Origin of the sequence: Castellaniella defragrans, from assembly GCF_014203015.1 — a bacterium.
GTDB lineage: Bacteria > Pseudomonadota > Gammaproteobacteria > Burkholderiales > Burkholderiaceae_B > Castellaniella > Castellaniella defragrans.
Genome location: NZ_JACHIB010000020.1, coordinates 32,330 through 44,592 on the forward strand (window position 1 = coordinate 32,330; position 12,263 = coordinate 44,592).

The 12,263-nt window shown below is 71.3% G+C and carries 12 protein-coding genes; 3 read left to right on the plus strand and 9 right to left on the minus strand.

Annotated features, from left to right (window positions below; all coding sequences use genetic code 11):
* Window positions 1-55: 55 nt before the first annotated feature.
* The 9 genes from HNR28_RS15640 to alr form a co-directional block, all read right to left on the minus strand.
* Window positions 56-865 carry an ABC transporter permease subunit gene (locus HNR28_RS15640; RefSeq protein ID WP_043683353.1) on the minus strand — a complete coding sequence of 270 codons (810 nt, stop codon included), beginning with the start codon at window positions 863-865 and terminating at the stop codon, window positions 56-58.
* On the minus strand, window positions 862-1,767 hold the full coding sequence (locus HNR28_RS15645) for an ABC transporter permease subunit (protein ID WP_151024111.1): 906 nt from the start codon (window positions 1,765-1,767) through the stop codon (window positions 862-864). The genes HNR28_RS15640 and HNR28_RS15645 overlap by 4 nt, the downstream gene beginning before the upstream one ends.
* A 48-nt stretch (window positions 1,768-1,815) precedes the next feature.
* Window positions 1,816-2,940 (minus strand): ABC transporter ATP-binding protein, encoded by a 1,125-nt coding sequence (locus HNR28_RS15650; RefSeq protein ID WP_151024116.1) that lies wholly within the window; start codon window positions 2,938-2,940, stop codon window positions 1,816-1,818.
* Between the two features lie 5 nt (window positions 2,941-2,945).
* The gene (locus HNR28_RS15655) at window positions 2,946-4,043 is read right to left on the minus strand and encodes a polyamine ABC transporter substrate-binding protein (protein ID WP_043683360.1); all 1,098 of its coding nucleotides are present in this window, start codon (window positions 4,041-4,043) and stop codon (window positions 2,946-2,948) included.
* An 11-nt stretch (window positions 4,044-4,054) separates the two neighbouring features.
* Window positions 4,055-4,756, minus strand: a complete 702-nt coding sequence (locus tag HNR28_RS15660) for a 3-deoxy-D-manno-octulosonic acid kinase (protein WP_151024112.1) — start codon at window positions 4,754-4,756, stop codon at window positions 4,055-4,057.
* 130 nt (window positions 4,757-4,886) lie between these two features.
* Window positions 4,887-5,663 carry a sulfite exporter TauE/SafE family protein gene (locus HNR28_RS15665; RefSeq protein WP_043683362.1) on the minus strand — a complete coding sequence of 259 codons (777 nt, stop codon included), beginning with the start codon at window positions 5,661-5,663 and terminating at the stop codon, window positions 4,887-4,889.
* Between the two features lie 10 nt (window positions 5,664-5,673).
* Window positions 5,674-7,032, minus strand: coding sequence for a DNA repair protein RadA (radA, locus tag HNR28_RS15670; RefSeq protein WP_151024113.1), 1,359 nt, complete (start codon window positions 7,030-7,032; stop codon window positions 5,674-5,676).
* Window positions 7,032-7,748, minus strand: a complete 717-nt coding sequence (locus HNR28_RS15675; protein WP_043683367.1) for an SDR family oxidoreductase — start codon at window positions 7,746-7,748, stop codon at window positions 7,032-7,034. Before HNR28_RS15675 ends, radA begins: the two co-directional genes overlap by 1 nt.
* Window positions 7,749-7,773: 25 nt before the next feature.
* On the minus strand, window positions 7,774-8,889 hold the full coding sequence (gene alr / locus HNR28_RS15680; protein WP_151024114.1) for an alanine racemase: 1,116 nt from the start codon (window positions 8,887-8,889) through the stop codon (window positions 7,774-7,776).
* 146 nt (window positions 8,890-9,035) lie between these two features.
* Here alr and hpnC point away from each other — a divergent pair, with 146 nt between their 5' ends.
* The 3 genes from hpnC (at window position 9,036) to hpnE (ending at window position 12,221) form a co-directional block, all read left to right on the plus strand.
* Window positions 9,036-9,935, plus strand: coding sequence for a squalene synthase HpnC (hpnC, locus tag HNR28_RS15685; RefSeq protein ID WP_184143045.1), 900 nt, complete (start codon window positions 9,036-9,038; stop codon window positions 9,933-9,935).
* Between the two features lie 32 nt (window positions 9,936-9,967).
* A complete protein-coding gene (gene hpnD / locus HNR28_RS15690; RefSeq protein ID WP_043683376.1) occupies window positions 9,968-10,831 on the plus strand; it encodes a presqualene diphosphate synthase HpnD in 864 nt (287 codons plus the stop codon).
* Between the two features lie 82 nt (window positions 10,832-10,913).
* On the plus strand, window positions 10,914-12,221 hold the full coding sequence (gene hpnE / locus HNR28_RS15695) for a hydroxysqualene dehydroxylase HpnE (protein ID WP_043683379.1): 1,308 nt from the start codon (window positions 10,914-10,916) through the stop codon (window positions 12,219-12,221).
* Window positions 12,222-12,263 lie beyond the last annotated feature (42 nt).

The window sequence follows — 12,263 nt, forward strand, 5'->3', positions numbered from 1 at the left end:
TCATTGTCCGCATGCGGGCGACAGAATATGTCGCCATCAGAGGGCCGTCAGCCCCCTACCCCGCCCGCTTCGCCGCCTGGATCTGCATGCGGTTGACCGCCACCACGACGATCCCCACGGCGACCATGAACAGGGTCGCCAGGGCGTTGATCTCGGGTTTCAGGCCCAGGCGCACGCGGGAAAAGACTTCCAGCGGCAGGGTCGTGTAGCCCGGGCCGGACAGGAAGGATGCCACCACCACGTCGTCCAGCGACAGGGTGAAGGACAGCAGCCACGCGGCCAGCAGGGCCGGGGCGATCAGGGGCAGCGTGATCTGGAAGAACACCCGCAGCGGCGAGGCGCCCAGGTCCAGGGCGGCCTCTTCCAGCGAGCGGTCCAGGTCGCGCACGCGCGACTGGATGATGACGGCGACGTAGGCCGTGCACAGGGTCACGTGGCCCACCCAGATGGTGAACATGCCGTTGCCGTCGGGCCAGCCGAACACCTTGGACATTTCCACGAACATCAGCAGCAGCGAAATGCCCAGCACGACCTCGGGCATGACCAGCGGGGCGCTGAGCATGCCGATGTACAGGCCGAAGCCGCGGAACCGCCCCATGCGCGCCAGCACGTAGCCGGCCCAGGTGCCGACCGCCACCGCCGCGGTGGCGGTCAGGGTGGCGATGGCGAGCGAGAGCTTCGCCGCCGACAGCAGCGCCTGGTCCTGGAACAGTTCCGCGTACCAGCGCAGCGAGAAGCCCGACCACGAGGTCATCAGCGTGGAGTCGTTGAAGGAGAACACCATCAGGCAGGCGATGGGCACGTACAGGAAGCCGTAGCCGACCACCAGCGTGAGGAAGCGGAACCAGCCGCCGCCGCGCTTCATGTCCGCGCTCCCAGCTGGCGGGCCTGGTTGTACTGGAAGATGGACAGGGGCACGAGCAGCAGCAGGACCATCACGCAGGTGACGGCCGCCGCCATCGGCCAGTCGGCGTTGTTGAAGAATTCGTTCCACATCACGCGCCCCATCATCAGGGTGTTGGCCCCGCCCAGCATTTCAGGGATGACGTATTCGCCCACCGACGGAATGAACACCAGCATGGCGCCCGCCACCACGCCGGGCATGGACAGCGGCAGCGTGATCCGCAGGAAGGCGCTCCAGGGCCGCGCGCCCAGGTCGTAGGCGGCTTCCAGCAGGCGGTAGTCCAGCTTCACCAGGTTGGCGTACAGCGGCAGGATGAAGAACGGCAGGTAGGCGTAGACCAGGCCGATGTAGACGGCCAGGTCGGTGCGGTAGATTTCCAGCGGCGCGTCGGTCAGCCCCAGGCCCATCAGCAGGTGATTCAGCAGCCCGTCGTTGCGCAGGATGCCGACCCAGGCATAGACGCGCAGCAGCAGCGAGGTCCAGAACGGCAGGATCACGCCCAGCAGCAGCAGGTTGCGGATCTCCGGCCGCGCGCGGGCGATGTGGTAGGCCATGGGATAGCCGATCAGCGCGCAGCAGACGGTGGTGACCAGGGCCATCTTCACCGAGTTCAGGTACACGGCGGCGTACAGGCTGTCGGTGAACAGCAGCACGTAGCCGCGCAGGTGCAGCGCCAGCGTCAGGGTCTGGTCCTGCAGGGTGGCGATGGGCGTGTAGGGCGGGATGCCGAACTGCAGGTCGGAAAAGCTGATCTTCAGCACCAGCAGGAAGGGCACCAGCAGGAACAGCGCCAGCCAGGCGTAGGGCACGCCGATGGCGAATTGCCGGGCGCTGGGGCGGTGGCCGGGAAGTTTCAGATGCATCGGCGGCTCCGGGCGCAGGGGTCGATGAAGGCGGAGGACGGACAGCCGTCAGGAGGCCAGCACGGTGCCGGCGTCGTGGGACCAGGTGACGTAGACTTCCTCGTCCACGCCGGGCGCGTCGGACTGGCTCCAGTCCAGGCTGGGCACGCTGGCCTCGATGGTCTGGCCGGCATCCAGGCGGATCTGGTAGCGGGCATAGCTGCCCATCCAGGCGACGTGCGACACCATGCCGTGGCCCCAGTTGGATTCGGCCTCGGGGACCTGGCGGCCGACGCGGATCTGCTCGGGCCGGATGGAGACGTGGACTTCCATGCCCAGGGGCTCGCTGATGCCGTGGCTGACGTACAGCGGGCGCGACAGCGCGTCGGTCTCGATCAGCACGTGGTCGGGCTCGTCCACCACGATGGTGCCGGTGAACAGATTGGTCGATCCGATGAAGCCGGCGACGAAGCGGGAATTGGGAAAGGTGTAGACGTCGTGCGGCGTGCCGCACTGGACGATCTGGCCCTCGGTCATGACGGCCAGGCGGCTGGCCATGGTCATGGCCTCTTCCTGGTCGTGGGTGACCATGATGCAGGTGACGCCGACCTGGCCCAGGATCTTCACCAGCTCGATCTGGGTGGCCTGGCGGATCTGCTTGTCCAGCGCCGACATGGGCTCGTCGAGCAGCAGCAGCTTGGGCCGCTTGACCAGGCTGCGCGCCAGCGCCACGCGCTGCTGCTGGCCGCCGGAGAGCTGGTGCGGGCGGCGGCGCGCGTAGCCGGCCATCTGCACCAGATCCAGGGCCTCGAACACGCGCTCGTGGATCTCCTGGCGCGGCACGCCTTCCTGCTTCAGGCCGAAGGCCACGTTGGCCTCGACCGACATGTGCGGAAAGAGCGCATAGGACTGGAACATCATGTTGACCGGCCGCCGGTGCGGCGGCAGGGCCGTGATGTCCTCGTCGTCCAGGATGATGCGCCCGGAGGTGGGCTCCTCGAAGCCCGCCAGCATGCGCAGCAGGGTGGACTTTCCGCAGCCCGAGCTGCCCAGCAGGGCGAAGATCTCGTGGCGCCGCACCGACAGGGAGACGGACTTCACGGCCACCGTGTCGCCGAAGATCTTGACGACGTCGTCCATGCGCACGAAGTCGTCGGCCTCGCCCTGGCGAGGCATGCCGCGCGGATCCTGCATCGCCTTCAGCGCCCGGTCTTGAGCTGCGCCCACATCTGCGTCTGCAGGCGCAGGATGTTCAGGGGCTGCGGCTTGATGACGAACAGGGTGCGCGAGACCTCGGGCGAGGGGTAGATCATGGGGTTGCTCGCGACTTCCTCGACCACGTACTTGCGCGCCTCCTTGTTGGCGTTGGGGTAGTACATGGTGTTGGTGATGGCCGCGTGCACCTGCGGCGTCTCGATGTAGTTGATGAAGGCGTGCGCCTCGTCCACGTGCTCGGCGCTCTTGGGGATGGCCATGGTGTCGAACCAGACCGGCGCCCCGCCGTCGGGGATGACGTAGTCGATGGCGTAGGACTTCTTGGCTTCCTTCGCGCGCGACGAGGCGATCATCACGTCGCCCGAGAAGCCGTAGACCATGCACAGGCCGCCCGAGGCCAGCTCGTCGATGTAGCCCGAGGAGCTGAACTGGCGCACGTAGGGCCGGATGGTCTTCAGCAGGGCCAGCGCGGCCTCGTAGTCCTTGGGATCGCTGCTGTTGGGATCCTTGCCCAGGTAGTGCAGCGCGGCCGGGAAGACCTGCGCGGCCTCGTCCAGGATGGAGATGCCGCAGGACTGCAGCTTGGCCGCGTTTTCCGGCTTGAACAGCATGTCCCAGGAATTCAGGGGCGCGTCCTGGCCCATGAGCTCGCGCACCTGGGTGACGTTGTAGCCCAGGCCGTTGGTGCCGTAGCCCCAGGGGATCAGGTACTGGTTGCCGGGATCGACGGTGGCCACCAGGGCCATCAGGTCGGGGTCCAGGTACTGCCAGTTGGGGATCTTGGAGCGGTCCAGCTTCTGGAACAGGCCGCCCTGGATCTGGCGGGCGGCATAGTGCGTGGACGGCACGACCACGTCGTAGCCCGACTTGCCCGTCAGCAGCTTGGCCTGCAGCGTGTCGTTGGTGTCGTAGACGTCGTAGCGGATCTTGATGCCGGTGGCCTTCTCGAAACCGGAGAGGGTGTCGGGCGCGGTGTATTCGGCCCAGTTGTAGACGTTGACGACGCGATCCTGTGCGGACGCCGGAACCGCGGCGATCAGCGCGGCGGCGGCCAACAGGGTGTGTACGGTGCCGATTTTCATGGCATGGGCCCCTAGCATGGAGGAAAACAACGGGATAACGCATCCCACCACTGCGCTCCGCGCGCGCCGGCTACCTTAACCAAAGACCGACGCAGGCGCAACCGGTTTTTTTCCGCCTGTCCCGGGGATACCACACCCAGGCGCGCGCGGTCGAAGTCGATCAGCCAGACTTGATCGTCGGCGTCGAACAGGATGTTGTAGGCGTTCAGGTCCGCGTGCCAGACGCCGGCCGCGTGCATGGCGGCGATGGCCTGGGCGACGGCGGCGGGATCGGCCCGGTCCAGGCGGCCCGCCAGGGCCTGCGCCCCCGCGATCCGGGCGATCAGGATGGCGTTGCGGTAGAACGGGGAAGCGCCCGGGCGCCAGTACGCCGCGCCCAGCGGTTCGGGCACGCGCAGTCCGGCCCGGCGCAGATGGTCCAGCACCCGGACCTCGGCATAGGCCCGCACGCGGGATGCGCCCAGCCACAGGTAGGATTCGCGGCCGCCCAGCCGGGCGCGCAGGCCGCCGCGCCGGTAGTGGCGCAGGACGGCGGGGCCGTGGACGCCGTCGACGAACCAGGCGGCCTGGCGGCCGCCCTCGCCCACCGGCGCGGCATCGGGCCGGCGCGCGTCGAACCAGCCCGCATCGGCCTGTCCGGCGAAGCGCGCGGGCACGCAGAAGGCGCCGCCTGGGAAACGATGCGCTGCCCAGCCCGGTGGAGTGCAATTCATCGTTCATCTCTCCTTGGATTTGATCGGCTGGGTGTGTCTTGGCATGAGGCATCTCTCCACCTCGCGGCCTGCATGCCGCTCGGATTCGACCGGCACGGAACAGTCCGCAGGGACTGTTCCGTGCCCGGTCTCATCCCCGCATCAGCAGCAGTCCCATGATCACCAGCAGCATGCAGGCGAAGATCAGCTTCAGGCGCGCCTCGGGCAGCGCATAGGCCAGGCGCACGCCGTAAGGCACGCACAGCAGGCTGCCGGCCGCCAGGGGAATGCCCACCAGCCCATGCGCCTGGCCGTGCCAGGCGTAGGTGGCCAGGGCCACGCAGGTGCCCGGTACGATCATCGCCAGCGCCACCGCCTGGGCCGAGGTCTGGCGCAGGTGGAAGAACGCGGTCAGGAACGGCACCGCCAGCACCGCGCCGCCCACGCCGAAGATCCCGCCGGTCAGCCCGGCGAAGACGCCGACGCAGAAATACCAGCGCTTGCGCACCTGGCCGACCTCGCGGTAGAAGGCGGCCGGGCGGGGCCGCGCGCGGCGCCCCAGGCTCTCGCGGAAATAGAACAGCGCGATCAGGAACACGAAGCCGGCGTAGATGCGGCGCAGCAGCCAGGGGTCCAGGCCCAGGGCGATCCGCGCGCCGATCCAGGTGCACAGGATCGAGCTGCACGCCCCCGCCGCCGCCGAGCGCCAGTCGATGGGCGCGTGCTGATGGTATTTGCGCAGGGTGAGCAGAATGGCCGGCAGCACCATGATCAGCGCCGTCCCCTGGGCGGCCTGCTGCTCGTAGCCCAGGACCAGCCCCAGCAGCGGGATTGCGAACAGGCCGCCGCCGATGCCCAGCACCCCGCCGGAGAACCCGATCAGGCCGCCCGCCGCGAGGCAGGCGGGAATCAGCCAGAGCCCGTCCATCGCGCGCCTTTCAGGACAGCACGCCGAGCACGTCCTCGACGCGGTCGACGGCCTGGATGCGCAGGCCCTCGATGGGCTGGCGCGGCAGATTGGCGCGCGGCACGACGGCCAGGCCGAAGCCCAGCTTGGCGGCCTCGCGCAGGCGTTCCTGGCCGCGCGGGGCCGGGCGGATCTCGCCCGCCAGGCCGATCTCGCCGAAGGCCAGCAGGCCGGCCGGCAGCGGCCGGTCGCGCATGGACGACAGGATCGCCAGGGCCACGGCCAGGTCGGCGGCCGGCTCCATGATGCGCACGCCGCCCACGGCGTTGACGAAGACGTCCTGATCGTAGGTGGCGATCCCCGCGTGGCGGTGCAGCACGGCCAGCAGCATGGCCAGGCGGCTGCTTTCCAGGCCCACGGACAGGCGGCGCGGATTGGGCACGTGGGCCGTGTCCACCAGGGCCTGGACTTCGACCAGCAGCGGACGGGTGCCTTCCTGGGTGGCCATGACGCAGGAGCCGGCGACCTCGCGCGAGTGTCCCGCCAGGAACAGCGCGGACGGATTGCTCACCCCGCGCAGGCCGCGGTCGGTCATGGCGAACACGCCCAGTTCGTTGACAGCGCCGAAGCGGTTCTTGATGGCCCGCACCAGGCGGAACGAGGAATGGGTGTCGCCCTCGAAGTACAGGACGGTGTCGACGATGTGCTCCAGCACGCGCGGGCCGGCCAGCGCGCCGTCCTTGGTGACGTGGCCGATCAGGATCAGGGTGACGCCGGTCTGCTTGGCGATGCGGGTGAGCTGGGCGGCGCATTCGCGCACCTGCGACACCGAGCCGGGCGCGGCGGTCAGCTCGCCGGAATAGAGGGTCTGGATGGAATCGATGACTGCCACGCCGGGCCGGCGCTCGACCAGGGCCTGGGTGATCTGCTCCAGGCGGATCTCGGCCAGCAGGTCCACGCCGTCGCCCGACACGCCCAGGCGCTGGGCGCGCAGGGCGACCTGCTCGGCGGATTCCTCGCCCGTGACGTAGAGCACCGGGCCGCGTTCGGACAGGCTGGCCAGCGCCTGCAGCAGCAGGGTCGATTTGCCGATCCCCGGGTCGCCGCCGATCAGCACCACCGCGCCGGCCACCAGGCCGCCGCCCAGCACGCGGTCGAATTCCTCGATGCCGGTGGGGTTGCGGGCCTGCTCGCGCGCCTCGATGTCGGACAGGCGGCGCACCGGAGTGGAGGCGGCCAGCGGCGCGTAGCGGTGGCCGGAGGATCCCGCCGGCGATTCGCGGGTTTCCTGCAGCGTGTTCCAGGCGCCGCAATGCGGGCAGCGGCCTTCCCACTTGGCGGAGGTGCCGCCGCAGTCCGAGCAGAGGAACAGGGTGCGCGCCTTGGCCATCAGCGGCCCGCCAGGCTGCCGCCGCCGTCCACGCCGATTTCCTGGCCGGTGATGAAGGCCGCCCCGTCGCCCAGCAGGAACACCACGGCGGCCGCGACCTCGTCGGCCTGGGCCAGGCGCCCCATGGGGATGGTGGCCAGCACGGCTTTTTCGGCATCGCTGCCGACCGGGCATTCGGCGCGGAACAGGCCGGTTTCCACCGGCCCGGGCGAGACCGCGTTGACCGTGACGCCGTAGGGCGCCAATTCCAGCGCCCAGGTGCGGGTACAGCCCAGCAGCGCGCTCTTGGCCGCCGCATAGCTGGTGTGCCCGGCCTGGCCATGCACCACGCGCCCGCACAGATTGACGATGCGGCCGGACTTGCGCGCCTTCATGCCCGGCACGAAGGTCTGCACCGCCTGGACGGCCACGCGCACGTTCAGGTCGAAGGCCTGGTAGAGCGAGGCCAGATCGACCTCGCCCAGAGGTTCGGGCATCGCGGGCCCGACGCAGTTCACCACCGCGTCGACCGGGTACTTTTCGCGGATGACGCGCAGCAGTTCCTCGGTCTCGCCGGCGTTGGCCAGGTCGCAAGCGTACAGGTAGCCGGGAAAATCGATGTCGGCCACGTGCCGCGCCAGGCCGACGACGTGACAGCCCTGGTCGGCCAGGCGCTGGCTGACGGCCCAGCCGATGCCCTTGGTGGCGCCGGTGACGAGCACACAACTGTTTTTCATGAAGCATTCCTCCGCAGGCGGGGATTCACAGGACGCGGCGCGGCACCCGGGGCGTCACGGCGGTGAGCAGTTCGTAGCCGATGGTGCCGCAGGCGGCGGCGACCTCGTCCACCGACGGGCCGCCCTGCCCCCACAGCACGACCGGAGCGCCCACCGCCGCCTCGGGCACGGGGTCCAGGTCCACGGCCAGCATGTCCATGGACACCCGGCCGACCAGGCGGGTGCGCACCCCGTCCACCGCGATCGGCGTGCCGGTGGGCGCGTGGCGCGGATAGCCGTCGGCATAGCCGCAGGCGACGATGCCGACCCGCATGTCGCGGGGCGCGCGGAAGGTGTGGCCATAGCCCACCGATTCGCCCGCCGGCACCCGGTGCGCGCCGATCAGGCGGGCGGACAGGGTCATGGCCGGACGCAGGCCGAAGGCATCGGCCGGCTGGTCGGCGAAGGGCGAGGAGCCGTACAGGCAGATGCCGGGACGCACCCATTGCGGGTCGCCGGCGATGCCCGCCGCCAGGCCCGGCGTCAGGGTGGCGGCGGAATTGCACAGGCTGACCGGGCCGGACAGGCCTGCGGTGGCCCGCAGGAAACAGTCGATCTGGGCCCGCGTGACGGCGGGATCGTCGTCCGCGCGGGCGAAGTGGGTCATCGCGCCGACCTGGCCCAGCACGCCGTCGGCCTGCAGGGCCAGGGCGCGCGCGTGGGCCGCGCGGAATTCGTCCGGCTGGAAGCCCAGCCGGTGCATGCCGGTGTTGAGCTTGACGAAGGCGTCGATCTGCCGGGCGACGGGGCTGGATTCCAGCATGTCGAACTGCTCGGCGCAATGCAGCGCGGCGCCGATGCGGTAATGGACCAGCGTGTCGAGGTCGGCGGGCTCGAAGAAGCCTTCGAGCAGCAGCAGCGGACCGGTCCAGCCCAGCTCGCGGCAGCGCACGGCTTCTTCCAGGTCCAGCATGGCCAGGCCGTCGGCCTCGGCGAAACCGGCCAGGGCGGCCTCGATGCCGTGGCCGTAGCCGCGCGCCTTGATCACCGCCCAGATGAAGGGCGCGGCGCCGGAGGCGTCCCGCCGCAGGCGGCCGGCCACCGTGCTCAGATTGTGGGACAAGGCTTCGGTGTCGATCGTCGCCAGGATCGGGCGCGGCATGTAATCCCCCGGAAAGCGGAAAAGGAGGCGACGGCCCCGGAACCGGGCCGCGCGGGCACTTTGAGAATCAGCCCGTCGGGCCGCGGTTGCATCGAGATGAAAAACCACGGCCGGACAGGCTGTCCGGCTAAGTATACTGCCTCATCATGGCCGTCGATCACTACGAAAACTTCCCCGTCGCGTCCCTGCTGCTGCCCGCCCGGCTGCGCCCGGCGGTGCGCGATCTGTACGCCTTCGCGCGCGGCGCGGACGACATCGCCGACGAGGGCGACGCCCCCGCGCCGGCGCGCCTGGAACGGCTGGAAGCCTGGCGCGCCGCGGTCCGGGACCTGGGTGCCGGGCGGCCGATCCGGGCGCCACTGTCCGACGGCGACCGCGCGATCTTCGCCCGGCTGGGCGACACCGCCGTGCGCCACCGGCTGCCCGTCCAGCCGCTGCTGGACCTGCTGTCGGCCTTCATCCAGGACCTGAGCGTCACGCGCTACGCCGACGAGCCGGCCCTGCTCGACTACTGCCGCCGCTCCGCCAACCCGGTCGGGCGCCTGATGCTGCACCTGTTCGGCCGCACCGATCCTGCGGACCTGGCCCAGTCCGACGCCCTCTGCACCGGACTGCAGCGGGTCAATTTCTGCCAGGACGTGGCCCTGGACCAGGCCAAGGGCCGCTGCTACATCCCCCTGGACTGCCTGGAACGCCACGGCCTCGACCCCGCCGCCCTGGACGCGCCGTGCGCCGATCCGGCCGCGCCGCCGTCCGACGCCTGGCGGGACGCGGTGCGCGAGCAGGCCGCGCAGGCCCGCCGCGCCCTGCTGGCCGGCAGCCCGCTCGCCTGGCGCCTGCCCGGCCGCATCGGCCTGGAACTGCGCCTGGTGGTGCACGGCGGCCTGCGGGTCCTGGAAAAGCTCGCCGCGGGCGGCTACGACCCTTGGCGCAACCGGCCCATCCTGGGCCGCGCCGACGCCTTCCTGCTATGCTGGCGCGCATTCTGTACGCCGCGCCCCCGCGCCGCATCGCCCCATGGCTCCTCTGAATCAGTCGAGCGTTAAGCAGGCGCTGCGGATCGGAGAGAATCCATACCATGACGCCTGACGAATACTGCCAGCAGAAGGCCGCGCGCAGCGGCTCGAGCTTCTACTACGCCTTCCTGTTCCTGCCGCCGGAGCGGCGCCGCGCCATCACGGCGCTGTACGCCTTCTGCCGCGAGGTGGACGACATCGTGGACGAGGTCGGCGAGCCCTCGGTCGCGCGGATGAAGCTCGCCTGGTGGCGCGACCAGGTCGGCCTGATGTTCGACGGCAAGCCCGACCATCCGGTGGCCATCGCCCTGGCGCGGCACGTTCCCGCCTTCGGGCTGCGCCCCGAGCCCTTCTACGCCGTGATCGAAGGCATGGAAATGGACCTGGACCAGTTCCGCTACGCCGACTGGAACGCCCTGCGGGAATACTGCTGGCGGGCCGCCGGCGTGGTCGGCGACCTGTCGGCCGCCATCTTCGGCCACACCGACCCGCGCACCCTGGAATACGCCGAGACCCTGGGCCTGGCCTTCCAGATGACGAACATCATCCGCGACGTGGGCGACGACGCCCGGCGCGGGCGCATCTACCTGCCGGCCGACGACATGGCGCGCCACGGCGTGACGGTGGACGACATCCTCGACGGCCACTACACCGAAGGCTTCCAGGCCCTGATGCGCCAGCAGACCGAACGCGCGCGCGCGCTGTACCGCGACGCCATGCGCGCCCTGCCCGAGGCCGACCGCCGCGCGCAGCGGCCCGGCCTGATGATGGCCGCCATCTACGTCGCCCTGCTCGACGAGATCGAGCGCGACGGCTGGCACGTGCTGAACCAGCGCATCGCGCTGACGCCGATCCGCAAGTTCTGGCTCGCCTGGAAGACCTGGGTCGGCGGCGGCCGGGGGCTGGTGCGCCGTCTGGCGCAATGAGCGCGCCGGGCGGCGCCCCCGCGCGAATTCCCTCTCCGGAAGAAGGCGCGCAGCGCCAGGGGGCCGGCATGAGCGCGCCGCGATGAGCATCGCCGTCGTCGGCGCCGGCTGGGCGGGCCTGGCCGCCGCCGTGCGCCTGCGCCGGGCGGGCCGGGCGGTCCGGGTCTACGAGGCCGCCACCGCGCCGGGCGGCCGGGCGCGGTGGATCGACCATCCCGGACTGGGCCTGCGGATCGACAACGGCCAGCACATCCTGCTGGGCGCCTACAGCGCCACCCTGGCGCTGATGCGGTCCCTGGACGTGGACCCGGCGCGGGCCCTGCTGGCCGGGGACCTGGACCTGCGATCGGCCGACGGCGGCCTGAGGCTGCGGTTCTGGCCGCTGCCCGCGCCCCTGCACCGCCTGGGCGTGCTGCTGGGCAGCCGCGGGCTGGACGGCGGGCGGGGCCGGCGCCACCTGGCCCGCGTGTTCGGCGCGCTGGAGCCGCAGCGCGTCGATCCGTGCGCGACCGTCGCGGACTGGCTGGCCGGCCTCGGCTGCCCGCCGGACCTGATGACGCGCCTGTGGGAGCCCCTGTGCGTGGCCGCCCTGAACACGCCGGCGCGGGCGGCGCAGGCGCGCCTGTTCGTCCGCGTGCTGGCCGACAGCCTGGGCGCGGGGCCGGCCGCCAGCCGCATCCTGATCCCGCGCGACGGCCTGCATGCGCTCTGGCCCGCCCGCGCCTGCGCCCTGCTGGGCGAGGGCCTGCGGCGCCAGCGGGTGCGCGCGATCGCACCCGGCCCGGCGGGCGGCTGGCGGGTGGACGGCGAACCGCACGCAGGCGTCATCCTGGCCGTGCCGGCCGCCGAAGCCCGGCGCCTGCTGGCGCCGCTGCCCGGGGCGGCGGACTTCCTGGACGGCTGGACGGAGCCGGCGCACTCCGCCATCGGCACCCTCACCCTGCGGCTTGCCCGGCCCTGGGATTCGGGCCGGCCCATGCTGCTGCTGCGCGACGAGCCGGCGTGCGACGCCTGGGGCCAGTGGCTGTTCGACCGCAGCGCCAGCGCCCGCGCGCACGCCGAACGCCGGCTGGTCCACGTGGTCATCGGCACGGCGGACCGCTACGCGGGCCGGGATCCGGCGCGCCTCGCGGCCGGCGTCATCGCCCAGATCCGCGCCCAGGCGGCCGCGGGATCGCTCCCGCCGCTGCCGCAGATCGAGGCCCACGCCCTGGTCACCGAGCGGCGCGCGACCTTCGACGCCGTCCCGGGCCTGCGGCGCCCCGGCATGGCCACCCCCTGGCCCGGCCTGCTGCTGGCCGGCGACTGGACCGACACCGGCTATCCGGCCGTGCTGGAAGGCGCGGTGCGCAGCGGGCTGGCGGCGGCCGACGGCATCCTCGCCGCCTGAGACCGGCCGGCGCGCGGCGCCCGCGGCCTCACCGACGCGCCG